Raw genomic sequence first — 25,843 nt, 5'->3', positions numbered from 1 at the left:
GTCAAGACATGACGCCGTGATTGGTCCCTACCAGTCCGGGGCGGGCTCCGCGCCGGACTCCCGGAGCCGCCGTGCGGGCCGCTATGCCGGAGCCGCCGTGCGGGCCGCCGTGGGCTGTGCGGGTATCCCGTGCCGCGGCCGGACCATCGCCTCGGGCCGCAGCGGACGCGGCCCCGACACCACCGTGTAGTCCTGTCCGAGGAACGGCGGCGCCACCACCCCGGGATCCTCACCGAGCGCCAACCGCACGGCGGCCCAGGGGGCGTTGATCCCGCACTGCGCGAGCTGGTGCAGTCCGCCCGCCGGGCGCGGGTTCACGTCGAGGAGCACCGGGCGGTCGCCGTACATCCGGAACTGGATGTTGGACAGATAGTGCAGCCCGAAGCCCTCCGCGATCCGCCGGGCGGGCTCCAGCCACTGCTCGTGCAGCGTGAAACCGCGGCGGCGGCCGTTCTTGGTGCGGCCCACGGCCAGCCGGATCCGGTTGTCCGGACCGGTCAGGCAGTCGACCGACACCTCCGGCTGCTCCAGCCGGGGCATCACCAGCCAGTCCACCGGACCGTCCGCCTGTTCCAGGGCCCGCAGGACCAGGTCCAGCGGGACGTGCGGTCCGGGGAAGCCGCTCAACTGCCGCAGCGAGAAGGGCGCGCGTGTGATGACGCGGAAGCCGACGCCGCCGGCGCCGGCTGCGGGCTTGAAGCACGCCAGATGCCCGGACTTCTCCAACTCCGTGACAGCCGTGATGAGTTCGCTTGCCGTACGGACCCGCCACCACGGCGGCACCGGCACGCCGATCGACCGGGCCGCCTCGTACGCCGTCGCCTTGTCCGCGAAGACGGCCACCGCTTCCGGCGTCGGCGCGAGCAGCACGGTGCCCACCGCCGCGAAGTCGGCGCGGTGCGCCACGATCGCGGCCTGGTTCAACCGCGGCACGAACACGTCGATACCGCGCCGCGCACACTGGTCGAGGGCGTACTCGACATAGCCGGCCGAGGAAAGACCCTCCGGTTCCAGCTCGGCGGTGTCAGCGGCGGCCAGTACGGGCGAGTCGGCGTCGCCGTGCGTGGCATGGATCTCGACGGCCCGGTCACCGGGGTTTCTCCGGAGCTGATCCATGAAGAACACGTTCTCCGCGTACGTGCGGTTGAGCCAGACGCGTACGCGGGAGACCATGCGGGCCGCCTTTCGGGGGTCGCGGGCAGGGCGAAGCCGGCCGAGCCCGGCCAGAGGGGAAGGAGGGACACCAAGCCGCCCTGCGCGAAAGGGAGTTGAGGCGGCGGTGTTGGGGCGATCATACGACCTCCGCAGAGCGGGTCGTGCCACTCGCGGACACGGTCGGTCCACCGCCGGCCCGCGTCCGTGACCGCTCCCGGACGCGCTTGTCTCCGTGCCGCCGGATGTGTTCTTGTGGTGCCCATCAGGTGGGTGACAGGGGGCGAGAAGTGACGGAAGAGGCCGGTGGGGCCGGGCGGCTGCTCGCCATCAGCGACATGCACATCGGCTACAGCGAGAACCGGGCCCTGGTCGAGCGGATGGCGCCCGAGCGGGACGACGACTGGCTGATCGTCGCCGGGGACGTCGCCGAGACCGTCGCGGACATCCGCTGGGCCCTGAAGACGCTGGCGAGCCGGTTCCGCAAGGTGGTCTGGGCCCCGGGCAACCACGAACTGTGGACCCATCCGAGCGACACCGTCACCCTGCGCGGCGTCGCCCGCTACGAGCACCTGGTCGAACTCTGCCGCGAACTGGGCGTGACGACCCCCGAGGACCCCTATCCCGTCTGGGAGGGACCCGGCGGCCCGGTGGCCGTGGCGCCGCTGTTCCTGCTGTACGACTACTCCTTCCTGCCGGCCGGCTGCGCGACCAAGGACGAGGGACTGGCCTACGCGCACGGCACCGGCGTCGTCTGCTCGGACGAGTTCCTGCTGCACCCGGACCCGTATCCGAGCCGTGAGGCCTGGTGCGCGGCCAGGGTCGCGGAGACCGAGCGCAGGCTCGCGGAGATCCCCGAGGACCTGCCGACCGTGCTCGTCAACCACTACCCGCTCCACCGGCACCCGACGGACGTCCTGTGGTACCCCGAGTTCGCCATGTGGTGCGGCACCCGGCGCACCGCCGACTGGCACCGCAGGTTCCGCGTGGCCGCCATGGTCTACGGCCACCTCCACATCCCGCGGACCACCCACCACGAGGGCGTCCGCTTCGAGGAGGTGTCGGTCGGGTACCCCCGAGAATGGCGGAAGCGCTCGGCACCGCCGGGCAGACCGCGCCGCATACTTCCCCTGGAGGTCGGAACCCGGTGATCGAGGACCTGCTGCCGGACTCGGTGGTGTCCGTGGAGGCGTACGGCGACGACGGGACCGACCTCGCCCCGCTCCATCCCGAGGAGCAGGCGGTGGTGGCGCGGGCGGTCGCCAAACGCCGGCGCGAGTTCGCCGGTGTGCGCGCCTGCGCCCGCCAGGCCATGGAGAAGCTCGGCGTGCCGCCGCAGCCCGTACTGCCCGGCGAGCGGGGCGCCCCGCGCTGGCCGGACGGGCTGACCGGCAGCATGACCCACTGCGACGGCTACCGCGCCGCCGCCCTGGTCCGCGCCACCGACCTGGCCTCCCTCGGCATCGACGCCGAACCCCACGCCCCGCTCCCCGACGGCGTGCTGTCCACCATCGCCCTGCCCGCCGAGCAGCGGCGTCTGGCGCAACTGGACGCGGTGCACCCCGGGACGCACTGGGACCGGCTCCTCTTCAGCGCCAAGGAGTCCGTCTACAAGGCCTGGTTCCCGCTCACCGGCAAGTGGCTGGACTTCGAGGAGGCGGACATCGAGGTGAGCACCACCACCGCGGGCCCGGCTCCTCGCGGTGAGTTCCGCGCCCGGCTGCTCGTCCCGGGGCCCGTGGTCGACGGACGGCGCCTCGGCCACTTCGAGGGCCGCTGGACCGTTGACCAGGACCTGGTGGTCACCGCGATTGCGGTCCCGCGCGCCTGAGGGTCACGGCGTCACGGCCCGGGGCACCAGCTGTGCAGGAGCCGGAAGAACTCCTCCTCGTTGCCCGTCAGGCCCGCCCGGGCCAGGGCCACTTCCGCCTCGGCGAGCACGGAGGGCGGGACCACCGGCGGGCGGCCGCCGCCCGGCGGGCCGTCGTCGAAGGCGGCGCGCACCGTGTGCAGGAGCCTGAGATAGGCCTGGACGGCGGTGCGTTCGTGGTCGGTCAGTACGGCGGTGGGCATGGTCGGCTCTCCCCGGTTTCGGCGTCACACGTTCGCCCGCCCGGTCGCCCGGACGGCGCACGGCGCCTCCGCACGGCGGTGACGCGTCCTCCAGCTTGCCGCCCACCACTGACAATGCCCTCGCGCTCCGCGCCGATTCCCCCACTCGGCTCGCCCCGGACGGCCGAGGGACGCCCGGATCCGCGCGGGGACGAAGCCGTCGGCCACGTACGGCACTTGCCGCGCGTCCCCGCCGAGCCACACGTGACTCCGAGGCATCACGACTCGGGGCGCTTGACGCTCTCCAGAAGCATGTCCAGCCACTCGGCGACCTTGTCGCGGTGCTGGTCGGTGGGAAGTTGCGCGGCCCGCCAGGCGATCCCGCGCACGCCGTGGTCCTGGAGCAGCCGCTCCAGCGGGTCGTCGGCCGCCGTGTCCACCTCCCGCTCGCGGTCGGCGAGCCGCTGGAGGAGTTCCTGCTCGGTGTGCTGGAGGGCCCCGGCGAGGGCCTCGGGGTCCTCGGCGGTGAGGAACCCGGCGTGCACCCGGAAGAAGCGCTGGATGGCGTCGCAGTGCTCCATCGTGGGGCGCCGGTCGCCGTTGATGAGGGCGCCCGCCTGCTGCCGGGACATGCCCGCGCCGTCGGCGATCTCCTGCTGGGTGTAGCGGCGTCCGTTCGGCTTCAGCCGGGTGCGGCGCAGCAGGTCGAGCCGCTGCAGGAAGCGGGCCTGCACGTCCGGCTCGCCCGCGGACCCGCCGCCGAGCAGGGTTCTGACCACGGGCTCCGGCACACCGGAGGCCGCGGAGAGGCGGTCGACGTGGAAGACCTCCGCCTGGGGCACGCCGAGCCGGTCGGCCAGCGCGGTGACGCGTGCGACGACGGCCGGCAGCGCGGCCGAGGCCGTGGCGCCCGGATCCTCGATGCCATCCGTCACCGACAGATCTCCTACGTCTCTCACAGGCTTCTCACAAAGGCGGGGTGCCGTGAACTTCCCGGAGGGTAACCGGTCGTTCGAACCCGCATCCAGGTCTCGCCACAATTGTGTCCAATTTCAGCCGTCAACCGGCGCGGAATGCCACGATAGTTGACACGCCTCATGGATGAGAAGCAGGATCAAGGTGCCGCGTGAAGGCCGCAGAGGCAAGAGGGGTGACCTCCCGATGGCACATCAGGCAGGAGGGCCGCGGCCGGCGCCGCGGGCCGTCCCCGTTCGTTCCGAGGCGCAGGCATACCTCCGGGACTACACCACGTTCCTGGAGGCCGTCCCCTTCCCGTCCCTCGTCGTCGACCAGGCGTGGGACGTGGTCCTGACGAACAGCGCCTTCACATCACTCTTCCGGGGTGTCGGCCCGCATCCGACGGCCATGCCGGGCGACAACTTCCTCCGGTTCGTCCTGTTCCACCCGGACGCGGGCACGGTCCTCGGCGAGCACGAGTCGCGCTGGTGCCTGCCGATGCTGGCGCACTTCGCCGCCACGGTGGAACGCAGCGGCCACGACCACGGGCTCCAGTCCATCCTCGAGGACATCGCCGAGGACCCCATCATGGAGGCCGCCTACCGGCAGGGGCTGCCGCACTGGATCCGCGCGGTCGGCGAGACGGCGGTCGTGTCGGACGGCGCGGTGCGTCCGCTGCTGCACCCCGACCCGCGCTGGGGCGCCACCGAGTGCCGCATCATCGAGGAGACCCCGGCGACCCTCCAGGAACTCGGCTACACCCGCCTCACGCTGGTACTTCGCGAGGCCCGCCGTCCCGCGCCCGCCCGGCGCGGACCGGGACGGGCCCGCCGCCCGGCCGGCCACCTGAGCGTGGTCACGGCCCCGGAGGGGTGACCCGGCACCGTCGGCGTTCAGGTCGCCGACGGCGCCGGGCCGCCCCGGCCCTTCCCGGGCGGTCACGAGGCCGCGATCACCAGGATCAGCGGTACGCCCCGGCACGGAATCAGCCGCTTTCCGGCGTGGGTCACGGGGTGGCCCCGCTCCAGCGCCGCGGAGAAGTCCGGACCCCTGGTCAGGGAGCCGGCCAGATGGGCCGGGTCGGCGGAGGCCGCCACGCGGCCGCGGGCGTTCACCAGGTGGGCGGGGCCGGGCAGCTCGCGCAGCAGGGGCAGTACGGCCCCCTCGAAGTGCCGTAGGTACACGTCCGCCGCGGCCACCCCGGCGAACCGGCCCGCCACCTGGACCGGCGCGGACAGGGTGAGGCTGTACTCGTCGGAGCACAAGTAGTCCACGTAGGGCCCGGCCACGGCCCGCAGCCCGGTGTCACGGGGCAGGGCGAACCAGTCCCAGTGGGTGTAGTCCGAGTACGCCGACTGCCGCGGATCCAGGTCGAGCAGCAACGGCCGCACATCCCCCCGCGCGGTGCACTGCCACCACTCCAGCCAGGCCGGCACGTCGGCCAGCAGCCCCGGCGCGGCGACGAAACCGGCCCCCGACACGAGCTCCTCGCGGGCCAGCCGCAGATGCAGTCCCGGTCGCAGCGCGGCGAGGTCGGCGCTCACCGGTGCGCGGCCCCCGGCGGCCACCCGCGCCAGCAGATCCGCCGTCTCGGCGCGGATCCCGGCGACCGCGTCGAAGACCGCCTCCAGGGTGCGGCCCACCCGCGCGGCGACGCGCTCCCCGGCGCACACCTCGCGTGTCGCGGTCGCCGCCCCGGCACCTGCGCGGCTCGTGCTCATGGCGTCCTCCAGCGGACAGGGCCGCGCGCCGTGTCGTCAGAGGCCCAGCCGCACGGCGATGAGTCGCGCCGCCGACTCCTGAACGCATCGCTCGGCGAGCGTACGGGCCGGATCACGGGCCCCATCCTGCACGGCGGAGACCACGGCGCGATGACGATCTGCGACTTCTTCACGATATTCGTCGTCGCCGAGCACCAGACACAGCAGCGCGCCGACCTCCGTCTGGAGCGCGATCTGCTCCCGGGTGAGCCGGGCGGACTGGGCGGCCGCCGCCAGCTCCACATGGAACCGGCCGTAGACCCGGCTGCGGGCCGCCGCGTCCCCGGCCCCCGCCAACTCTTCGACGGTGCGCAGCAGTCCGCCGAGATCGCCGGGTTCGGTGCGCTCGGCCGCGAGTGCGGCCGCCGCCCCCGACAGCGCGGCCCAGTGGTCGCTGAGGTCGCGCAGCTCCTCCGTGCTCCAGCCGCGCAGCCGGGTCTTCAGCCTTTCCTCGCCCGGGAGTTCGGGCAGAGAGACGAAGCTGCCGCCGCCGCGCCCGCGCCGGGTGACGACCAGACCCTGCTGCCGCAGCGCCATCAGTGCCTCCCGCAGGGTCACCGTGGACACGCCGAGCTGCCCGGCCAGTTCGCTCTCCCCAGGCAGTTGTTCCCCCTCCGCGAGCAGCCCGAGTTCGATGGCGTCGCCGATCCTGCGCACCACCGCGTCCACCCGCGCCCGGCTCTCGACCGGCGCGAAGACGACCCTGCGGGCACCGGCCCCACCCGCGTCCACGGTCCGGCGTGGGTCCCCGGCTCCGTTCTCGACGTGTCCCTGCTTCACGGCCACCACCTTGCCAGTTGACCCAAGTTTTACCTAGAGACGGTCTTGAGCTTTGAACTATGACTTCATAGGTTTCAGCTCAACGTTCGGAAGCGTCAGAAAGGTTCCCCATGGAGGGAGTTGCCGTCCGGCTGCAGGGCCTGCGCAGGACGTTCGGGGAGACGACCGCCGTGGCCGGGGTCGACCTGGAGATCCGGGACGGGGAGTTCTTCTCGATGCTCGGCCCCTCCGGCTCGGGCAAGACCACCGTCCTGCGCCTGATCGCCGGCTTCGAGGCCCCCGACGCGGGCCGCGTGGAGCTCGCCGGGCAGGAGGTCACCGGCCTCGCCCCCTTCGAACGGGACGTCCACACCGTCTTCCAGGACTACGCCCTCTTCCCCCACATGACCGTCGAGCAGAACGTCGGCTACGCCCTGAAGATCCGCAAAATACCCAAGGCGGAACGCCTCGCCCGCGCCCGCCAGGCCCTCGCCGAGGTGCGCCTCGAAGGCTACGGCGGACGGCGCCCGGCCGAACTCTCCGGCGGCCAGCGCCAGCGCGTCGCCCTCGCCCGCGCCCTGGTCGGCCGCCCCCGCGTCCTGCTGCTCGACGAACCGCTCGGCGCCCTCGACCTCAAGCTGCGCGAGCAGATGCAGGTCGAACTCAAGGCGCTCCAGCGGGAGGTCGGCATCACCTTCGTGTTCGTCACCCACGACCAGGAGGAGGCCCTGACGATGAGCGACCGCATCGCCGTCTTCCACCAGGGCCGCATCGAACAGGTCGGCACCCCCGCCGAGATCTACGAACGCCCGGCGACCCCGTTCGTCGCCTCCTTCGTCGGCACCTCCAACCTGCTGGAGGGCGAGTCGGCCCAGCGGATCCTCGGCGTCCCCGGAACCCACAGCGTCCGGCCCGAGAAGATCCGCGTCCTGAAGGAGTCCGCCGACGCCGACGAACCCGAGCAGGCGACCGTCACCGGCACCGTCGCCGAGGTCGTCTACCTGGGCGACTCCACCCGCTTCCTGGTCGACCTCGACACCGGCGGCCGTCTCACCGCGCTCCAGCAGAACCTGGAGACCTCCGCCGAGGACGTCGCCGCCTACCGCGGCACCCGGGTACGGCTGGCATGGCACCGCCGCCACGCCGTCCAGGTCCCCGACGCCCGCTGAGCAAGCACCACCGTTCCCCCGACCCATGGAGTACGTCGTGCGCCTGACCCGAACCCTCCAGACGGCGGCCGCCCTCACGCTGCTGCTCGCCGCCACCGCCTGCGGCTCCTCCGGCTCGGGGAGCGACACCGCCACCGGCCTCAACCCTCCCGACCTCAAGGCGCAGTCGGAACTCGGCAGGACCGAGGGCCGGGTCAACATCATCGCCTGGGCCGGCTACGTCGAGGACGGCTCCAACGACCCGAAGGCCGACTGGGTCACCGACTTCCAGAAGCAGACCGGCTGCCAGGTCCACTCCAAGGTCGCGGCCAGCTCCGACGAGATGGTCAAACTCATGAAGACGGGGGAGTACGACACCGTCTCCGCCTCCGGCGACGCCTCCCTGCGCCTGATCGCCTCCGGCGACGCGGCCCCGGTCAACACCGGCCTCGTACCGAACTACAAGGACGTCTTCGACGACCTGAAGATGCAGGCCTGGAACTCCGTCAAGGGCAAGGCCTACGGCATCCCGCACGGCCGCGGCGCCAACCTGCTGATGTACAACACCGAGAAGGTACGGCCCGCGCCCACCTCCTGGTCGGCCGTCTTCGACGACGCGGCGCGGTACAAGGGCCACGTCACGGCCTACGACTCGCCCATCTACATCGCCGACGCCGCCCTGTATCTCAAGGCCACCAGGCCCGAGTTGAAGATCAAGGACCCGTACGCGCTCGACCAGAAGCAGTTCGACGCCGCCGTAGCCCTGCTGAAGAAGCAGAACGCCGACGTCGGCGAGTACTGGGGCGACTACCTGCAGGAGGTCTCCGCGTTCAAGAGCGGGGACTCCCTGGTCGGCACCACCTGGCAGGTCATCGTGAACCTCGCCGCCTCCGAGGGCGCCAAGGTCAAGGCGTTCGTCCCCAAGGAGGGCGCGACCGGCTGGTCGGACACCTGGATGATCTCCGCGAAGGCCAAGCACCCCAACTGCGCCTACAAGTGGCTGGACTGGATCGTCTCCCCGAAGGTCAACGCCCAGGTGGCCGAGTACTTCGGCGAGGCCCCCGCCAACGCCAAGGCCTGCGAGCAGACCAGCGACAAGGGCTTCTGCGCCACCTACCACGCCGCCGACACCGGCTACTGGAAGCGGGTCGCCTTCTGGAACACCCCGATCCCGCAGTGCCTGGACGGCCGTACGGACGTCACATGCGTCCCGTACGCCAAGTGGGTGCAGGCCTGGACCGAGATCAAGGGCTGAACCATGACCGTCACCGCCCAGGCCGCCGGACGACAGGGCTCCAGGGCCGGCGTCCGGCGGCTGGCCGGGATGCTGCACCGCCGCCCCAGGCTGCGCCTCTCCCTGCTGCTGACCGCCCCGCTGCTGTGGCTGGCCGTGCTGTACCTCGGCTCGCTGACCGTGCTGTTCCTCTCCGCCTTCTGGACGACGAACTCCTTCACCTCCGAGGTCGTCAAGGTCTGGTCGCTGGACAACTTCCGGGCCCTGCTGACGACTTCCGTCTTCCACCAGGTGATCCTGCGCAGCGTCGGCGTGGCCCTCGCGGTCACCGCCCTGTGCGCGCTGATCGCCTTCCCGCTCGCCTTCTGCACCGCGCGCGTCGCCCGGCCCCGGTGGCGGCCCCTGCTCGTCGTCGCCATCCTCACGCCGCTGTGGGCGAGTTACCTGGTCAAGGTGTACGCCTGGCGGCTCATCCTGTCCCAGGGCGGGCTCGCCGACTGGATGCTTCGGCCGTTCGGGCTGAGCGGCCCCGGATACGGCCTGGCGGCCGCCCTCATCACCCTGACCTACCTCTGGCTGCCGTACATGATCCTGCCGATCCACACCGCCCTCGAGCAGTTGCCGGCCAACCTGCTCGACGCGTCCGCCGACCTCGGGGCGCGTCCCTGGCGCACCTTCCGGTCGGTGGTGCTGCCCATGGTCCTGCCCGCGGTCGCCGCCGGGTCCGTCTTCACCTTCTCGCTCAGCCTCGGCGACTACATCACCGTGCAGATCGTCGGAGGCAAGACCCAGATGATCGGCAACCTCGTCTACTCCAACATCGAACTCAACCTGCCCATGGCCGCCGCGCTCGGCACGGTACCCGTCGTCGTCATCGTGCTCTACCTGCTGGCGATGCGGCGCACCGGCGCCCTCAGCAGCCTCTGACCGTCCTCGGCAGCCTTCCCTGGGGGGTGTACCACATCATGCAGCTCTCCCGTGGCGCGCGCGTCGCGCTGCGCGCCGCCGCCGCCTTCGGCTTCGCGGTGATCTACGTCCCGCTCCTGCTGGTCCTCGTCAACTCCCTCAACCCGGACCGCAGCGCTAGCTGGCCGCCGCCCGGCCTGACCCTGCACTGGTGGTCGGTGGCCTGGGCCAACTCGGGCGCGCGCGGCGCCGTCTGGGTCTCGGTGAAGGCGGGCCTGGGCGCGACCGCGATCGCGCTGATCCTCGGCACGCTCATCGCCTTCGCGGTGGCCCGGCACCGCTTCTTCGGCCGCGACACCCTGTCCTTCGTGGTCGTGCTGCCGATCGCGCTGCCCGGCATCGTCACCGGCATCGCCCTGAACTCCGCCTTCTCCACGGTGCTCAGGCCGCTCGGTGTGGGCCTCGGCCTGTTCACCGTGGTCGTCGGGCACGCCACGTTCTGCATCGTCGTGGTCTTCAACAACGTCGTGGCCCGGCTGCGCCGCACCTCCGGCTCGTACGAGGAGGCGGCGATGGACCTCGGCGCGAACACCTTCCGCGCCTTCGTCGACGTCACCTTCCCGCTGGTGCGCTCGGCGCTGTTCGCCGGCGGCCTGCTCGCCTTCGCCCTGTCCTTCGACGAGGTCGTGGTCACCACCTTCACCGCGGGACCCGGCGTCGAGACCCTGCCCATCTGGATCTTCAACAACATGACCAGACCCCAGCAGGCCCCAGTGGTCAACGTCGTGGCAGCCGTCCTGGTCCTCCTCTCCGTCATCCCGATCTACATAGCCCAACGCCTGTCCTCGGACACGGCGACGGAGAGCAGGATCTAGCGCCCTCGCAGGACAGAGGCGTCACTCCTTTACGCAAGCAGCTTGCGTTTCTTGCGCTACGCTTGCGTGTATGACGCGACGACTTGCGGAAGTGGCGAAGAAGGTCGGGGTCAGTCAGGCCACGGTCAGCCGGGTGCTCAACGGGAAGCCCGGAGTGTCCGACGCCACCCGGCAGGCGGTGCTCTCCGCGCTGGACGTGCTCGGGTACGAGCGACCGACGCAACTGCGCGGCGAGCGGGCCCGGCTGGTGGGCCTGGTCCTGCCCGAGCTGCAGAATCCGATCTTCCCGGCCTTCGCGGAGGCCATCGGCGGCGCGCTGGCCCAGCTCGGGCTCACCCCGGTGCTGTGCACCCAGACCAAGGGCGGGGTCTCCGAGGCGGACTACGTCGAGCTGCTGCTGCAACAGCAGGTCTCCGGCGTCGTGTTCGCCGGCGGCCTGTACGCCCAGGCGGACGCGCCGCACGACCACTACCGGCGGCTCGCCGAGCGCAACATCCCCGTGGTACTGGTCAACGCGGCCATAGAGGACCTCGGTTTCCCCGCGGTGTCCTGCGACGACGCGGTCGCCGTCGAGCAGGCCTGGCGCCATCTCGCATCCCTGGGGCACGAGCGGATCGGCCTGGTGCTCGGGCCGGGCGACCATGTGCCGTCGGCCCGGAAGCTGGCCGCGGCCCGCGCCCTCGCGGGCGACCTGCCCGAGGAGTACGTGGCCCGGGCGATCTTCTCCATCGAGGGCGGTCACGCGGCCGGGGCCAAGCTGATCGACCGCGGGGTGACCGGCCTCATCTGCGCCAGCGACCCGCTCGCGCTGGGCGCCGTACGCGCAGCCCGGCGCAAGGGACTCGACGTGCCCGGCCGGATCTCCGTCGTGGGCTACGACGACTCCGCGCTGATGAACTGCACGGAACCGCCGCTCACCACCGTGCGCCAGCCCATCGAGTCGATGGGCAAGGCCGCGGTCGAACTGCTCAACGCGCAGATCGGCGGCACCTCCGTACCGGCCGACGAGCTGCTGTTCGAGCCAGAACTCGTGGTTCGTGGCTCCACCGCGCAAGCACCACGTGCCTGAGATCCAATAGATCCTCTTCACTGTCAAATAATTACAGATTCTGCGCGACATCTTGCGAAGCCCTGTCGCCGGTGCTTGAGTGTGCGGCGCCCACAGCTCCTGTCCAGAGGGGTCCACCGATGTCAAGCACCGGCTTCCGCCGCACCTTCGCGGCGATCGGCGTCTGTTCCTCCCTTGCCCTCGTCGCCACGGCCTGCGGGTCGTCGGACGACGGGTCGTCCGGCGGCAAGACCCGCATCACCGTCAACTGCGAGCCGCCCAAGAGCGCCAAGGTCGACCGGAAGTTCTTCGAGGAGGACATCGCCTCCTTCGAGAAGCGGAACCCGGACATCGACGTCGTCGCGCACGACGCCTTCCCCTGCCAGGACCCGAAGACGTTCGACGCCAAGCTGGCCGGCGGCCAGATGGAGGACGTCTTCTACACCTACTTCACCGACGCCAGGCACGTCGTGGACATCAACCAGGCCGCCGACCTCACCCCGTACGTCAAGGAGCTGAAGAGCTACGACACCATCCAGCAGCAGTTGCGCGACATCTACACCGTCGACGGGAAGGTCTACGGCATCCCGCGCACCGGCTACTCGATGGGCCTGATCTACAACCGCAAGCTCTTCGAGAAGGCGGGCCTCGACCCCGACAAGCCGCCGGCCACCTGGGAGGAGGTCCGCGCCGACGCCAAGAGGATCGCCGCGCTCGGCGGCGGCACCGTCGGCTACGCCGACTACAGCGCCCAGAACCAGGGCGGCTGGCACTTCACCGCCGAGCTGTACTCGCAGGGCGGCGACGTCGTCGACGCCGACGGCAAGAAGGCCACCGTCGACACCCCCGAGGGCCACGCCGTGCTCCAGAACCTGCACGACATGCGCTGGACCGACGACTCGATGGGCAGCAAGCAGCTCCTCGTCATCAACGACGTGCAGCAGATGATGGGTTCGGGCAAGCTCGGCATGTACCTCTCCGCCCCCGACAACATCCCGATCCTGGTCAAGGAGAAGGGCGGCGACTACAAGGACCTGGCCCTCGCCCCGATGCCCGGCGGCAAGGGCACGCTCATCGGCGGCGACGGCTACATGTTCAACAGGAAGGCCACGCCCGAGCAGATCCGCGCCGGCCTCAAGTGGCTCGACCACATGTTCCTCACCCCCGGCGAGGGCTTCCTCGGCGACTACGCCCGCGCCAAGAAGAACGACGGCCCGGTCGGCCTGCCCGAGCCGCGCCTGTTCACCGGCGCCGCCGACGCCAAGGACCAGGAGGTCAAGAAGGCCAACGCGAACGTCCCGGTGGAGAACTACCAGGCCTTCCTCGACGGCAACAAGAACCTCCGGCTCAAGATAGAGCCGCCGAACGCCCAGCAGATCTACTCCGTCCTCGACGGGGTCGTCTCCGCCGTCCTCACCAAGAAGGACGCGAACATCGACCAGCTCCTCAAGGACGCCTCCGGCAAGATCGACAGCATCCTGGCCCGGAGCTGACGGCGATGACGAAGACGGCAGCGCGGCGATCCGCCCCGGCGGTCGCCGTACGCTCCCTCCCGGCGCCGCCCCCGGCAGGGGACCGGAGGCGGCGGCGACTGCGTGACCAGGTGCACGCCTACGGATTCCTCCTCGGCGGCCTCGTCTGCTTCGCCCTGTTCTCCTGGTACCCGGCGATCCGCGCGGTCGTGATCGCCTTCCAGAAATACACGCCGGGCTCGGAGCCCGAGTGGGTCGGCACCGCCAACTTCACCCGCGTCCTGCACGACCCGGAGTTCACGGCGGCCTGGCGCAACACGCTCACCTTCACGCTGCTGGCCCTGCTCATCGGCTTCGCCGTCCCGTTCGTCCTCGCCCTGGTCCTCAACGAACTCCGCCACGCCAAGGCCTTCTTCCGGGTCGTGGTCTACCTGCCGGTGATGATCCCGCCGGTGGTGAGCGCCCTGCTCTGGAAGTGGTTCTACGACCCCGGCGCCGGCCTCGCCAACGAGGCGCTGCGCTTCCTGCACCTGCCCACCTCGAACTGGACCAACGGCGCCGACACCGCCCTGCTCTCCCTGGTGATCGTGGCGACCTGGGCCAACATGGGCGGCACCGTACTGATCTACCTCGCCGCGCTCCAGTCCATCCCCGGCGAGCTGTACGAGGCCGCGGAACTGGACGGCGCGAACCTCCTCCAGCGCGTACGGCACGTGACGATCCCGCAGACCAGGTTCGTCATCCTCATGCTGATGCTCCTCCAGATCATCGCCACCATGCAGGTGTTCACGGAACCGTTCGTCATCACCGGCGGCGGCCCGGAGAACGCCACGGTCACCGTCCTCTACCTGATCTACAAGTACGCCTTCCTCTACAACGACTTCGGCGGGGCCTGCGCGCTCAGCGTGATGCTCCTGGTGCTGCTCGGCGCGTTCTCCGCCGTCTACCTGCGGTTCACCCGCTCCGAGGGGGACGCATGAGCACCCGGACCCTGATCTCCCCGGCCGTCCTGGCCCGCCCGCGCGGCAAGGCCGTCTACTGGACCGTGTTCACCGGCGTCGTCCTGCTCTTCGCGCTCGCCTTCCTCTTCCCCGTCTACTGGATGGCGACCGGCGCGATGAAGTCGCCCGACGAGATCGCCCGGACCCCGCCCACCCTGCTGCCGGGGCGCTGGCACCTCGGCGGCTTCACCGACGCCTGGGAGCTGATGCAGCTCCCGCAGCACCTGTGGAACACGGTCGTACAGGCCGCCGGCGCCTGGGCGTTCCAGCTGGTGTTCTGCACCGCCGCCGCCTACGCCCTGTCCAGGCTGAGACCCGCCTTCGGCAAGGTGGTCCTCGGCGGCATCCTCGCCACCCTCATGGTCCCGGCGCAGGCCCTCGTCGTACCGAAGTACCTGACGGTCGCCGACCTGCCGCTGATCCACACGAGCCTGCTCAACGACCCCCTCGGGATCTGGCTGCCGGCCGTCGCCAACGCCTTCAACCTCTACCTCCTCAAACGGTTCTTCGACCAGCTCCCGCGGGACGTGCTGGAGGCCGCCGAGATCGACGGCGCCGGACGGCTGCGCATCCTGTGGTCGGTGGTGCTGCCGATGTCCCGGCCGGTCCTCGGCGTAGTCTCGATCTTCGCGCTGGTCGCCGTGTGGCAGGACTTCCTCTGGCCGCTGATGGTCTTCTCCGACACCGACAAGCAGCCGATCAGCGTGGCCCTCGTCCAGCTTTCGCAGAACATCCAACTGACCGTGCTGGTCGCCGCGATGGTGATCGCCAGCATCCCGATGGTCGCCCTGTTCCTCGTCTTCCAGCGGCACATCATCGCCGGGATCAGCGCCGGCGGCACCAAGGGCTGACACGGCCCCCCCTCGACAGAAAGGCACGCACTGTGGGACAGCCCACCCATGCCCGCAAGCAGACCGACTGGTGGCGGTCCGCCGTCATCTACCAGGTCTACGTGCGCAGTTTCGCGGACGGTGACGGGGACGGCACCGGCGACCTCGCCGGAGTCCGCGCGAAGCTCCCTTACCTCGCCGAACTCGGCGTGGACGCCCTCTGGTTCACCCCGTGGTACCTGTCGCCGATGAAGGACGGCGGCTACGACGTCGCCGACTACCGGGCCATCGACCCGGCCTTCGGAACCCTCGCCGAGGCGGAGAAACTGATCTCGGAGGCCCGGGAACTGGGCATCCGCACCATCGTCGACGTCGTACCCAACCACGTCTCCGACCAGCACCCCTGGTTCCGCGCCGCGCTCGCCGCGCCGCCGGGCGGCCCCGAGCGCGAGCTGTTCCACTTCCGCCCCGGGCGCGGGGAACACGGCGAACTGCCGCCCAACGACTGGCCGTCCCAGTTCGTCGGCTCCACCGAACCGGTGTGGACCCGGCTGCCCGACGGCGACTGGTACCTGCACCTGTTCACGCCCGAGCAGCCCGACCTCAACTGGGACCACCCCGCGGTCCGCCAGGAGCACGAGGACATCCTGCGCTTCTGGTTCGAGCGGGGCGTCGCTGGCGTCCGCATCGACTCGGCCGCCCTGCTCGCCAAGGACCCCGAGCTGCCGGACCTCGTCGAGGGCCAGGACCCCCACCCGTTCGTCGACCGCGACGAACTCCACGACGTCTACCGCTCCTGGCGGTCCGTGGCCGACGCCCACGACGGCGTCTTCGTCGGCGAGGTGTGGCTGCCCGACCCCGAGCGTTTCGCCCGCTACCTGCGCCCCGACGAACTCCACACCGCCTTCAACTTCTCCTTCCTGTCCTGCCCCTGGGACGCCGGACGGCTGCGGGAGTCCATCGACACGACGCTCGCCGAGCACGCCCCCGTGGGGGCGCCCGCCACCTGGGTGCTGTGCAACCACGACGTCACCCGCACGGTCACCCGCTACGGCCGCGCCGACACCGGCTTCGACTTCGCCGCCAAGGCCTTCGGCACCCCCACCGACCTGGCCCTCGGCGCGCGCCGGGCCCGGGCCGCCGCCCTGCTGTCCCTCGCCCTGCCCGGCGCGGTCTACGTGTACCAGGGCGAGGAACTCGGCCTTCCCGAGGCCGACATCCCCCTCGACCGCATCGAGGACCCGATGCACTTCCGCTCCGGCGGCACCGACCCCGGCCGCGACGGCTGCCGGGTCCCGCTGCCCTGGACGGCCGACGCACCGCACGCCGGCTTCGGCTCCGGCGCGGAACCGTGGCTGCCGCAACCGGCCGGCTGGCCCGCGTACGCCGTCGACCGGCAGCAGAGCGACCCCACGTCCATGCTCACCCTCTACCGCGAGGCCATCCGCCTCCGCCCGGCCTTCGGCGACGCCCCCCTGACCTGGCTGCCCGCCCCCGAAGGCGTCCTCGCCTTCACCCGGGCCGACGGCGCGACCTGTGTCGTCAACCTCGCCGCCACCCCCGCAGAACTCCCCGCCCACACCGAACTCCTGCTGAGCAGCGGCCCGTTGGACGAGACCGGCCGGCTCCCGCAGGACACGGCGGCCTGGCTGCGCGCCTGAGCCCGCGCAGCCCGCCCGCCGCGACGCACCGCGCTATCCCCGTACCCCCCACCACGAAGGGATCAGCACATGCACGCGACCACCAGGGCCGGATCAGCCCGGCGCCGCCTGCCGGCCATCGGGGCGAGCGTCGCCCTCGCCGCCGGCATGCTCGTCACCCTCGGCGCGCCCGCCGCCCACGCCGCGGCGGGCGCCACCCTCCCCTTCACCTCGGTCGAGGCCGAGTCCGCCACCACCACCGGGACCAGGATCGGGCCGGACTACACCCAGGGCACGCTCGCCTCCGAGGCATCCGGGCGCCAGGCCGTCCGGCTGTCCACCGGGCAGCGCGTGGAGTTCACCGTGCCGCGCGCCGCCAACGCCGTGAACGTCTCCTACAGCGTCCCCGACGGCCAGTCCGGCACGCTCAACGTGTACGTCAACGGCACGAAGCTGAGCAAGACGCTCGCGGTCACCTCGAAGTACTCGTACGTCGACACCGGGTGGATCGCCGGCGCCAGAACGCACCACTTCTTCGACAACACGCGGCTGCTGCTGGGCCAGAACGTCCAGCCAGGCGACAAGGTCGCCGTGGAGGCCGCGAACGTCCAGGTCACCGTGGACGTCGCCGACTTCGAGCAGGTCGCCGCGGCCGCCACCCAGCCCGCCGGATCGGTCTCCGTCACCTCCAAGGGCGCCGACCCCAGCGGCCAGGGCGACTCCACCCAGGCCTTCCGGGACGCCATCTCCGCCGCGCAGGGCGGCGTGGTGTGGATCCCGCCGGGCGACTACCGGCTCACGTCCTCCCTGAACGGCGTCCAGAACGTCACCCTCCAGGGCGCGGGCAGCTGGTACTCGGTCGTGCACGCCTCCCGCTTCATCGACCAGTCCAGCTCCTCGGGGAATGTGCGCATCAAGGACTTCGCCGTCATCGGCGAGGTCACCGAGCGCGTCGACTCCAGCCCCGACAACTTCGTCAACGGCTCGCTCGGGCCGAACTCCTCCGTCTCCGGCATGTGGCTCCAGCACCTGAAGGTCGGCCTGTGGCTGATCGGCAACAACGACAACCTCGTCGTCGAGAACAGCCGCATCCTCGACACCACCGCCGACGGCCTCAACCTCAACGGCACCGCCAAGGGCGTGAAGATCCGCAACAACTTCCTGCGCAACCAGGGCGACGACTCGCTCGCCATGTGGTCGCTGTACGGGCCGGACACCAACAGCAGCTTCGAGAACAACACCATCTCGCAGCCGAACCTCGCCAACGGCATCGCGATCTACGGTGGCACGGACATCACGGTGAAGGACAACCTGATCTCCGACACCAACGCCCTCGGCAGCGGCATCGCCATCTCCAACCAGAAGTTCCTCGACCCCTTCTCGCCGCTGGCCGGCACCATCACGGTCGACGGCAACACGCTGGTGCGGGCCGGCGCGATGAACCCCAACTGGAACCACCCGATGGGCGCGCTGCGCGTCGACTCCTACGACAGCGCCATCAACGCCACCGTCCGTGTCACCAACACCACGATCACCGACAGCCCGTACAGCGCCTTCGAGTTCGTCTCGGGCGGCGGCTACGGGTATTCGGTCAAGGGCGTCACCGTGGACGGCGCGACCGTGAAGAACACCGGCACGGTCGTCGTCCAGGCCGAGGCCCAGGGCGCGGCGACCCTCCGCAACGTCACCGCCACCGGCGTGGGCGCGGCGGGCATCTACAACTGCCCCTACCCGGCCAACTCGGGCAGCTTCGCGCTGACCGACGGCGGCGGCAACTCCGGCTGGAACACCACCTGGTCGGACTGCTCGACCTGGCCGAAGCCCGGCCAGGGCAACCCCGACCCCGACCCGGGCCGCAACCTCGCCAAGGGCCGCCCGGCCACCGCCACCGGCTCCCAGGACGTCTACACCCCGGGCAACGCGGTGGACGGCAACGCCAGCACCTACTGGGAGTCCACCAACAACGCCTTCCCGCAGTCCCTGACGATCGACCTGGGCTCGAACCAGGCCGTACGGCGACTGGTCCTGAAGCTGCCGCCGTCGTCGGCCTGGGGCGCCCGCACCCAGACCATCACCGTCCAGGGCAGCACCGACGGCTCGTCCTACTCCACCGTCGTCGGCTCCCAGGGCTACCGCTTCGACCCGGCCACCGGCAACACGGCCACCGTGTCCCTGCCGAGCAACACCAACCTCCGCTGGCTCCGCCTGACCGTCAGCGCCAACACCGGCTGGCCGGCGGGCCAGTTCAGTGAAGTGGAGGCCTACCTGACCCCGTGACCGCAGCCGTCCCGGGCTTCGCCGCCAGGAGCGGATTCCGCGAGGCGGCGAAGCCCGGGCCCGTCCGTGTGCACTGTGATCATGGTCACGCCATTCTGAGGATATCTCGTGGACGCCTTGGGGATGCCTTTGAAGATCTTTTAGAACTTGATCTTCGAGGTGGGACTCCGTGCGTCCGGCACGTCCGTTTGTTGTCGCTGTTGCATTCGCGTTGGCCGTGTTGGCCGGTACCGAACAGGCCGCGCTCGCGGTGGACCAGCGGACGGGAGGCGGTTCCGGGGAGGAGGCTCCCGAGCAGCGGTGGGGTTCCGCCGCCGGTCGCGGCCATTCCGTCGCCGCGGATGCCACGGACGCCTCGGCGACCGTGACCAGCCACCTGGGTGGCGCGGACGACGGCAGGGAGATCGGCGTCCGGGCGGGCAACTACGTCACCGCGGCCACGGACGCGGCGGTGTCCACCGTCGGGCCGGAACTTTCGGTCACCCGCACCTACCACTCCCTCGACCCCCGCACGGACGGTGCGTTCGGCTCCGGCTGGTCCACGCGCAGGGACATGCGGGTCCGCGAGGAACCGGAGACGTCGACGGCGCTGGTGACGCTGTCGGACGGCTCCCAGGCGCGGTTCGGCCGCAACCCCGACGCCACCTACGCCGGGCCGTCGGGCGGTGCGCTCACTCTCACGCGCCGAGAGGAAGGCTGGACGCTGCGGGAACGCTCCGGCACCACCTACCACTTCATGCCCAGCGGCGTACTGGCCCGGATCGCCGACGTGGCGGGCCGTACGCAGAGCGTCGCGCACGAGGCGGAGGACGGCGGCCCGGTCAAGAAGGTCACCGACACCCTCTCGGGCCGTTCTCTGTCCTTCACTTGGTCCGGCGGACACGTCAAGTCGGTGACGACGAGTGCTGTGGACGCGAATACCCCCGGGCTCACCTGGAACTACCACTATGACGGCGATCGGCTGACCAAGGTGTGCCCGCCGTCGACCACCAAGTGCACGGTCTACGAGTACGGCGACGGCTCCGTCTACCGCAGCGGTGTCCTGGATGCGGGCCCCACGTCGTACTGGCGTCTGGGCGAGAGAGAAGAGGCGACGGCGACCAGTGAGGCGGTCTCCCGAACCGGCCTGAACGAGGCCGTCTACCGTGACGTTCAGCTCGGCACCGACTCCGCCGTCGCCGGGACGACGGACACCTCCGCCGGCTTCGACGGGACGGACTCGGTGGTCGAACTGCCTGCCGACACGCTGAAGGCGGCGGCTTACCCTGCGGTCGAGCTGTGGTTCAGGACCAGCACTCCGAAGGGCGTGTTGATCAGCTTTCAGGAGTGTGAGATCGGTGAGAAACCGATGTCCTCCTGGCGTCCGGTGCTGAACATCGATCCGTCCGGGAAGCTGCGCGGTGAGTTCCGCCGGTCCGGTGTCAGCGGTGCCACCGGCCCCATCACGTCCAGTGCCGTGGTGACCGACAACGTCTGGCACCATGCGGTGCTGTCAGCGACGGCGACCGGCCAGACCATGTATCTGGACGGCAGTCGGGTCGGCTCCATCGAGGGTACGGTGGCGGACCAGTCCCGGGACTACGCCTACCTGGGAGCCGGCTACGCGAGTGACAGCTGGATGGGTGTTCCCAACGGCGCATACCACTTCAAGGGTCAGATGGACGAAGTCGCCATCTACCACCACCCGCTGGACGCGGCCACGGTCGCCGAGCACTACGCGGCCAGGGCCGCGATCGGCCAGATGACCAAGGTCACTCTGCCGTCCGGTCGAGTGCATGCCACCGCCGTCTACGACTCTGTCAGCGGTCGGCTGACCCAGCACACCGACGAGAACGGCGGCACCTGGAACATCTCCTCCCCCTCGTATGCGACCGCCTCGTCCTCGTACGCGGAGACGATCCAACGCACTGGCCCCACCGGCTACTGGCGACTGGGCGAGCGCAGCGGCGCGCAGGCCGCAAGCCCCCTGGGCGACGGCTTGACCGGTGCCTACCTGGACGGTGTGCGGCTGGGCGGCCCGGGCATCTTCGCCGACGGCGACGACACAGCCGCGAGTTTCGCCGGTGACGGTGCGGTCGAGGTTCCTGCCGAGTCGCTGGGCAAGGGCACGTCGATGTCGGTGGAGTTGTGGTTCAGGACCAGCGATTCCGGCGTGCTGGCCACCCACCAGAACACCGAGTTCGGGGACACCCCGACCGGCTGGCGGCCCGTGCTGGTGATCGACTCCGCCGGCAGGCTGCGCGGCAAGTTCACGCCCAGCGCGAGCAGCATCCTGTCCAAGCAGGCGGTCAACGACAACAAGTGGCACCACGTCCTGCTCACCGGCAACGAGGGTGTCCAGGTGCTCTTCGTGGACGGCGACTATCAAGGGCAGACGGCCAGTGGTGTCGAGACCCTGCGTCACACCCATGTGTTCATCGGTGGCGGCTACGCCTCCAGCGGATGGGACGGGCAGGCGAGCGACTACCGCAACTTCACCGGTCAGATCGACGAGGTTGCCTTCTACGACAAGGCCTTGGTCCCCCTGAGCCAGGTCACCAAAGCCGACGGCTCGAAGAGCTGGATGTACATCCCGTTGTTCTTCCCGGGCAGCACCGACACGCCCAACCTGCACATGCAGGCCCGTACCGCCCTGGTCAAGGGCACGGGCGACCGGTACCGGGGCGTTGTCGTCGCGGACGCGCCGGCCGCGTACTGGCGGCTGGGCGAGACCTCCGGTACCACGCTGCGCAGTGAGGTGGGCGGCCCGGACGTGAACGCCGACTTCCGCCTGGACCAGGGCACCCTGCGCCAGTCCACACTGGCCGTCACTGGTGTGTTCGGGCCCGGGGACAACCGCGCGGTTCGCCTCGGCAACGGTGGTTCCATCGAAGTGCCCGGCTCCCTTCCCGAGGGGACGACCGATCTGTCGGGGGAGATGTGGTTCCGCACCTCGACCCCGTCGGCCGTGCTGCTGGGATTCCAGGACGCACCGATCGGTCAGACCCCGGCCGCTTCCTGGCGGCCCGTCCTCAACATCGACCCGTCCGGCAAACTGCGTGGTGAGTTCCGCCAGCTCGGAGTGTCCGGCGCGCAGGGCCCCATCACCTCGACCATGACGGTCACCGACGGCAAGTGGCACCATGTCGTCCTCAGCGGTGACTCCACCCGGCAAACGCTCTACCTGGACGGTGTGAAGATCGGCTCCATCACCGGACCGATCGACAACCAGTCCCGCCCGTATGCGTACATCGGGGCGGGTTACGCCAGCAGCAGCTGGATGGGGGTGAGCAGCGGAACCTACTACCTGCAGGGTGACATCGACGAACCCGCCTTGTACCGCAGGGCGCTTACCGCGGACGAGGTCTCCGCCCACTACCGGGCACAAGCCGAGGGCACCGACTCGGGCCTGACGGCCACGATCACCCTCACCGACCCGAAGCAGAAGACCAGCAAGGCCGCGTACGACGTCCTGCACGGCCGGCGTGTCGTCTCCCGCACCGACGCCACGGGCGCGGTCACGTCGTACGCCTACGACACGGGCGGCTTCCTGCACACGGTCACCGACCCCAACGGGCATGCCACCGTCACCGGCCACGACGCGCGCGGCAACGTGGTGTCGACCACGACCTGCCGGGACACCGACTCCTGCTGGACGAGTTTCTCCTCCTACCACCTCAACAGCGGTGACCCGCTCGACCCGCGCAACGACAAACCGCTGAGCTATCGCGACCAACGGTCGAGCGACTACCGCGATGACCGCTACCGCATCGCCTACACCTACAACTCCCTCGGCCTGCCCCTCACCGCGGTCCGCCCGGACAACAGCACGGCCTCCACCGCCTACACCGCCGGCACCGAGACCGCGGTCGGCGGCGGCACGACCCCGGCCGGCCTGGTGTCTACGCAGACCACACCAGGTGGCGCGAAGACGTCGTACCGCTATTACGCCGACGGCGACCTGGCCGAGGTCACCTCACCGTCCGGGCTGGTCACGAAGTACACGTACGACGGACTGGGCCGGAAGACATCCGAGAAGCAGACCTCCGACAGCTTCCCCGACGGCGTGACCACGAGCTACGGATACGACGCGGCCTCCCGTGTCGTCACCGAGTCCGGCGCCGGGGTGAAGAACGAGATCACCGGTACCACCCACACCGCGAAGATCATCCGCGACTACGACGAGGACGGCAACCTGCTGTCCGAGACGACGAAGGACACCACCGGCGGCGACACCGAACGCACCGCTGCCTACCACTACGATGCGCACGGCCTCAACGACCGTGTCACCGACGCCGAGCAGAACACCACCCTGCTCGAACACGACGAACTGGGCCGTGTCACCGGGATGACCGACCCGGCGGGTACGCACTTCACGTACACCCACACCGCTCGCGGACAGCACGCCACCACTGTCCTGAACGGCTGGACGGGCGACCCGTCGGGCACCACCCGAGATCTGACCATGGTGTCCAACGCCTACGACCCGGCCGGGCGCCCGGCCTCCACGACCGACGCGATGGGCGCCACCAACGCCTACACCTACTTCGCCGACGACCTGCTCGCCACCAGCACGGCCAAGCAGGTCACCCAGGCCGACGGTACGAAGCACGACATCGTCCTGGAGTCCAACACCTACGACCCGGCAGGCAACCTGACCCGGCAGGTCACCCGCGGCGGCAAGACCACACAGACGTACACGGTGGACGCGCTGGGCCGCACCAGGAGCAGTGTTCTCGACCCGGGCGGCCTGAACCGGACGAGCACCTTCACCTACGACGGCGACGACCGGCTGAAGGAGCAGACGCAGACTGTCTCCGGGACCAAGAAGCTCGCGACGACCGCGGAATACGACCCCGCGGGCAACCTGACGCGACAGACCGTCACCGATGGCACCAGCACCCACACCACGACCGGAACCTACGACCAGCGCGGTCTTCCGCTGACCACGGTCAGCCCGTGCGGAAACGTCACCGGCGCCGACGCGTCCGCGTACACCACCACCTACCGCTACGACGCGCTCGGCCGCCTGGTGCAGCAGACCGCCCCGGCCGTCCAGTCCGAGGAAAGCGGCGGCACGGCCACCACGGTCACGCCGACCACACTGACCGGCTACAACGCCTTCGGTGAGGTCACCGAGACGAAGGACGCCCGGGGGAAGGTGGCCCGCGCCGAGGTCGACCGGCTCGGCCGCACGACCGCCGTGACCCTGCCCGACTGCACGCCACCGGGCGGAGCCGGCGCGCTCACCGCGACCGCCCGCACCACCTACAACGCACTCGGCCTGCCGCAGTCGGCCACCGACCCGCTCGGCCGCACCACCCGCTACGGCTACGACCAGTTCGGCCAACTCACCAGCAGGACCGACCCGGTCGCGAACCCGGCGGACGCCCTGCGGGCACTGCTCAACTCCGGCTCCGGCCTGGTCGCGGGCCCGGCCACGGACGCCGAAGGCGGCGGAGTGAGCCGCTACACCTGGACGCCCACCGGCCTCCAGCTCTCCGCCACGGACCCGACGGGCGCCCGCAGCGAGGCCACCTACGACGAACTCGGGCGGCAGCTTACCGCCACCACGATCGAGCGCTACCCGAACCGGCTGAACCTGGTGTCCCGCTACACCTGGGACGACGCGGGCAACCAGACCGCGTCTACGACCCCGGGCGGCATCACCACGAGGGCCACCTACGACCCGGCAGGCGAGACCAGGACCGTTTCCGACCCGGCCGGCACCACCAGATTCGACTACGACGGCCTCGGCCGCCCGACCGAGACCCTCGACGCGACCGACCGTCGCACGACCACCACCTACGACGCCCTCGGCGACGTCACCGCGACCACCGACTACGGCACGGGCACCACCGCGCTGCGCACGGCGGCCGCCGAATACGACGCCGACGGCAACCTGACCGCGGTGATCTCCGCGCAGACCAAGGCCCGCACCACGTACGGCTACGACGCGCTCGGCCGGATGACGAAGCAGGTCGAGCCCGTCTCCGGCAGCGAGTCGATCACGACGACCTTCGGCCACGACGCGGCCGGCAACCGCACGCGTCTCACCGACGGCCGGGGCAACACCACCGTCCACACCTTCAACTCCTGGGGTCTGCCCGAGTCCACGATCGAACCGTCCACGACCGCGCACCCGAACGCGGCCGACCGCACCTGGACCACCGTCTACGACAAGGCCGGCCAGGCGGTGACGGAACTCCTGCCGGGCGGGGTGAAGCGCGAGAGCGCCTACGACGGCCTGGGCCGCCTCATCCAGGAGACCGGCACCGGCGCCGAGGCGGCAACCACGGACCGCACGCTGTCCTACGACCTGGCGGGCCGGATCACGTCGGCCGGTTCCGGCACCCCGCTCACCCCGAACACCTACACCTACGACGACCGCGGCCAACTCCTCACCGCGGCGGGCCCCGCCGGCACGGTGAAATACGCCTACGACGCCGACGGCCGCATGACCCAACGCACGGACACGAAGAACACCACCGTCTACGGCTACGACTCGGCGGGCCGGCTGGACTGGCTGTGGAACGAGATGACCGGCGCGGACATCTGGTACGCGTGGGACGCCGCGGGACGCCCTGTGATGGAGCAGTACGCGATCCAGCCGGCCGGCTCGTCCCAGTGGGTGGAGTCGGCAAGCTGCGATGCTCCACCACTCGCATCACCAGCCTTGTTCAGGCCGTCCTCACCCTCCACCTGGCCTGCTCAAACTGAGTGCCTGCGAGAGATCGCCGGGACCGGATAGGC

Annotated in this window: 18 protein-coding genes and 1 pseudogene; 14 read left to right on the top strand and 5 right to left on the bottom strand. The window is 70.5% G+C overall.

The window, feature by feature from the left end:
* Positions 1-81 precede the first annotated feature (81 nt).
* Positions 82-1,173: an ATP-grasp domain-containing protein gene (locus ACIP4X_RS24805; RefSeq protein WP_358731718.1), complete on the bottom strand. Its 1,092-nt coding sequence runs from the start codon at positions 1,171-1,173 to the stop codon at positions 82-84.
* Between the two features lie 269 nt (positions 1,174-1,442).
* Between ACIP4X_RS24805 and ACIP4X_RS24800 the strand changes: the two genes are divergently transcribed.
* On the top strand, positions 1,443-2,303 hold the full coding sequence (locus ACIP4X_RS24800; protein WP_401350642.1) for a metallophosphoesterase family protein: 861 nt from the start codon (positions 1,443-1,445) through the stop codon (positions 2,301-2,303).
* A complete protein-coding gene (locus ACIP4X_RS24795) occupies positions 2,300-2,983 on the top strand; it encodes a 4'-phosphopantetheinyl transferase superfamily protein (RefSeq protein WP_358731722.1) in 684 nt (227 codons plus the stop codon). The genes ACIP4X_RS24800 and ACIP4X_RS24795 overlap by 4 nt, the downstream gene beginning before the upstream one ends.
* A gap of 11 nt (positions 2,984-2,994) precedes the next feature.
* Here the strand turns inward: ACIP4X_RS24795 and ACIP4X_RS24790 are convergent, their stop codons facing one another.
* Both ACIP4X_RS24790 and ACIP4X_RS24785 read right to left on the bottom strand, forming a co-directional pair.
* Positions 2,995-3,225 carry a hypothetical protein gene (locus tag ACIP4X_RS24790; protein WP_358731723.1) on the bottom strand — a complete coding sequence of 77 codons (231 nt, stop codon included), beginning with the start codon at positions 3,223-3,225 and terminating at the stop codon, positions 2,995-2,997.
* Between the two features lie 257 nt (positions 3,226-3,482).
* Positions 3,483-4,139 (bottom strand): helix-turn-helix domain-containing protein, encoded by a 657-nt coding sequence (locus tag ACIP4X_RS24785; protein WP_401350638.1) that lies wholly within the window; start codon positions 4,137-4,139, stop codon positions 3,483-3,485.
* 226 nt (positions 4,140-4,365) lie between these two features.
* On the opposite strand from ACIP4X_RS24785, the gene ACIP4X_RS24780 reads away from it, so the two are divergent.
* Positions 4,366-5,037 carry a hypothetical protein gene (locus tag ACIP4X_RS24780; protein WP_358731727.1) on the top strand — a complete coding sequence of 224 codons (672 nt, stop codon included), beginning with the start codon at positions 4,366-4,368 and terminating at the stop codon, positions 5,035-5,037.
* Positions 5,038-5,099: 62 nt separating this feature from the next.
* Here ACIP4X_RS24780 and ACIP4X_RS24775 read toward each other — a convergent pair whose 3' ends face one another.
* Together ACIP4X_RS24775 and ACIP4X_RS24770 are read right to left on the bottom strand one after the other, a co-directional pair.
* Positions 5,100-5,882 (bottom strand): cache domain-containing protein, encoded by a 783-nt coding sequence (locus ACIP4X_RS24775; protein WP_358731729.1) that lies wholly within the window; start codon positions 5,880-5,882, stop codon positions 5,100-5,102.
* A 36-nt stretch (positions 5,883-5,918) separates the two neighbouring features.
* The gene (locus tag ACIP4X_RS24770) at positions 5,919-6,653 is read right to left on the bottom strand and encodes a FadR/GntR family transcriptional regulator (protein ID WP_401350740.1); all 735 of its coding nucleotides are present in this window, start codon (positions 6,651-6,653) and stop codon (positions 5,919-5,921) included.
* Positions 6,654-6,811: 158 nt separating this feature from the next.
* Between ACIP4X_RS24770 and ACIP4X_RS24765 the strand changes: the two genes are divergently transcribed.
* The 11 genes and pseudogenes from ACIP4X_RS24765 to ACIP4X_RS24715 all read left to right on the top strand — a co-directional run.
* Entirely contained in the window at positions 6,812-7,849 is a 1,038-nt protein-coding gene (locus ACIP4X_RS24765; RefSeq protein ID WP_358731731.1) for an ABC transporter ATP-binding protein, read from the top strand.
* A gap of 37 nt (positions 7,850-7,886) precedes the next feature.
* The gene (locus tag ACIP4X_RS24760) at positions 7,887-9,083 is read left to right on the top strand and encodes an extracellular solute-binding protein (RefSeq protein ID WP_391458482.1); all 1,197 of its coding nucleotides are present in this window, start codon (positions 7,887-7,889) and stop codon (positions 9,081-9,083) included.
* A 3-nt stretch (positions 9,084-9,086) separates the two neighbouring features.
* A complete protein-coding gene (locus ACIP4X_RS24755; RefSeq protein WP_358731735.1) occupies positions 9,087-9,989 on the top strand; it encodes an ABC transporter permease in 903 nt (300 codons plus the stop codon).
* Between the two features lie 38 nt (positions 9,990-10,027).
* Positions 10,028-10,843, top strand: a complete 816-nt coding sequence (locus ACIP4X_RS24750) for an ABC transporter permease (protein ID WP_358731736.1) — start codon at positions 10,028-10,030, stop codon at positions 10,841-10,843.
* A gap of 70 nt (positions 10,844-10,913) precedes the next feature.
* Positions 10,914-11,912 (top strand): LacI family DNA-binding transcriptional regulator, encoded by a 999-nt coding sequence (locus ACIP4X_RS24745; protein WP_358731738.1) that lies wholly within the window; start codon positions 10,914-10,916, stop codon positions 11,910-11,912.
* Positions 11,913-12,031: 119 nt separating this feature from the next.
* On the top strand, positions 12,032-13,384 hold the full coding sequence (locus tag ACIP4X_RS24740) for an extracellular solute-binding protein (RefSeq protein WP_391458478.1): 1,353 nt from the start codon (positions 12,032-12,034) through the stop codon (positions 13,382-13,384).
* 5 nt (positions 13,385-13,389) lie between these two features.
* A complete protein-coding gene (locus ACIP4X_RS24735; RefSeq protein WP_358731740.1) occupies positions 13,390-14,343 on the top strand; it encodes a sugar ABC transporter permease in 954 nt (317 codons plus the stop codon).
* Positions 14,340-15,215 carry a carbohydrate ABC transporter permease gene (locus ACIP4X_RS24730; RefSeq protein ID WP_358731741.1) on the top strand — a complete coding sequence of 292 codons (876 nt, stop codon included), beginning with the start codon at positions 14,340-14,342 and terminating at the stop codon, positions 15,213-15,215. Before ACIP4X_RS24735 ends, ACIP4X_RS24730 begins: the two co-directional genes overlap by 4 nt.
* 32 nt (positions 15,216-15,247) lie before the next feature.
* Positions 15,248-16,855, top strand: a complete 1,608-nt coding sequence (locus ACIP4X_RS24725) for a glycoside hydrolase family 13 protein (protein WP_358731742.1) — start codon at positions 15,248-15,250, stop codon at positions 16,853-16,855.
* A 69-nt stretch (positions 16,856-16,924) separates the two neighbouring features.
* Positions 16,925-19,111 (top strand): discoidin domain-containing protein, encoded by a 2,187-nt coding sequence (locus ACIP4X_RS24720; protein WP_401350628.1) that lies wholly within the window; start codon positions 16,925-16,927, stop codon positions 19,109-19,111.
* 169 nt (positions 19,112-19,280) lie between these two features.
* Positions 19,281-25,568: pseudogene (locus ACIP4X_RS24715) on the top strand (LamG-like jellyroll fold domain-containing protein); the annotation flags it as partial.
* Positions 25,569-25,843 lie beyond the last annotated feature (275 nt).

Origin of the sequence: Streptomyces sp. NPDC088817 (genome assembly GCF_044750345.1) — a bacterium.
Lineage (GTDB): Bacteria > Actinomycetota > Actinomycetes > Streptomycetales > Streptomycetaceae > Streptomyces.
The sequence above is the reverse complement of the archived record's forward strand: the minus strand, read 5'-3'. Positions and strand labels throughout refer to the sequence as shown.

Excerpts from the sequence above, each read along its gene's own strand:
- ACIP4X_RS24805 (WP_358731718.1), bottom strand. The coding sequence starts at position 1,173 with ATGGTCTCCCGCGTACGCGTCTGGCTCAACCGCACGTACGCGGAGAAC.
- ACIP4X_RS24790 (WP_358731723.1), bottom strand. The coding sequence starts at position 3,225 with ATGCCCACCGCCGTACTGACCGACCACGAACGCACCGCCGTCCAGGCC.
- ACIP4X_RS24780 (WP_358731727.1), top strand. The coding sequence starts at position 4,366 with ATGGCACATCAGGCAGGAGGGCCGCGGCCGGCGCCGCGGGCCGTCCCC.
- ACIP4X_RS24775 (WP_358731729.1), bottom strand. The coding sequence starts at position 5,882 with ATGAGCACGAGCCGCGCAGGTGCCGGGGCGGCGACCGCGACACGCGAG.
- ACIP4X_RS24765 (WP_358731731.1), top strand. The coding sequence starts at position 6,812 with ATGGAGGGAGTTGCCGTCCGGCTGCAGGGCCTGCGCAGGACGTTCGGG.
- ACIP4X_RS24755 (WP_358731735.1), top strand. The coding sequence starts at position 9,087 with ATGACCGTCACCGCCCAGGCCGCCGGACGACAGGGCTCCAGGGCCGGC.
- ACIP4X_RS24750 (WP_358731736.1), top strand. The coding sequence starts at position 10,028 with ATGCAGCTCTCCCGTGGCGCGCGCGTCGCGCTGCGCGCCGCCGCCGCC.
- ACIP4X_RS24745 (WP_358731738.1), top strand. The coding sequence starts at position 10,914 with ATGACGCGACGACTTGCGGAAGTGGCGAAGAAGGTCGGGGTCAGTCAG.
- ACIP4X_RS24740 (WP_391458478.1), top strand. The coding sequence starts at position 12,032 with ATGTCAAGCACCGGCTTCCGCCGCACCTTCGCGGCGATCGGCGTCTGT.
- ACIP4X_RS24735 (WP_358731740.1), top strand. The coding sequence starts at position 13,390 with ATGACGAAGACGGCAGCGCGGCGATCCGCCCCGGCGGTCGCCGTACGC.
- ACIP4X_RS24730 (WP_358731741.1), top strand. The coding sequence starts at position 14,340 with ATGAGCACCCGGACCCTGATCTCCCCGGCCGTCCTGGCCCGCCCGCGC.
- ACIP4X_RS24720 (WP_401350628.1), top strand. The coding sequence starts at position 16,925 with ATGCACGCGACCACCAGGGCCGGATCAGCCCGGCGCCGCCTGCCGGCC.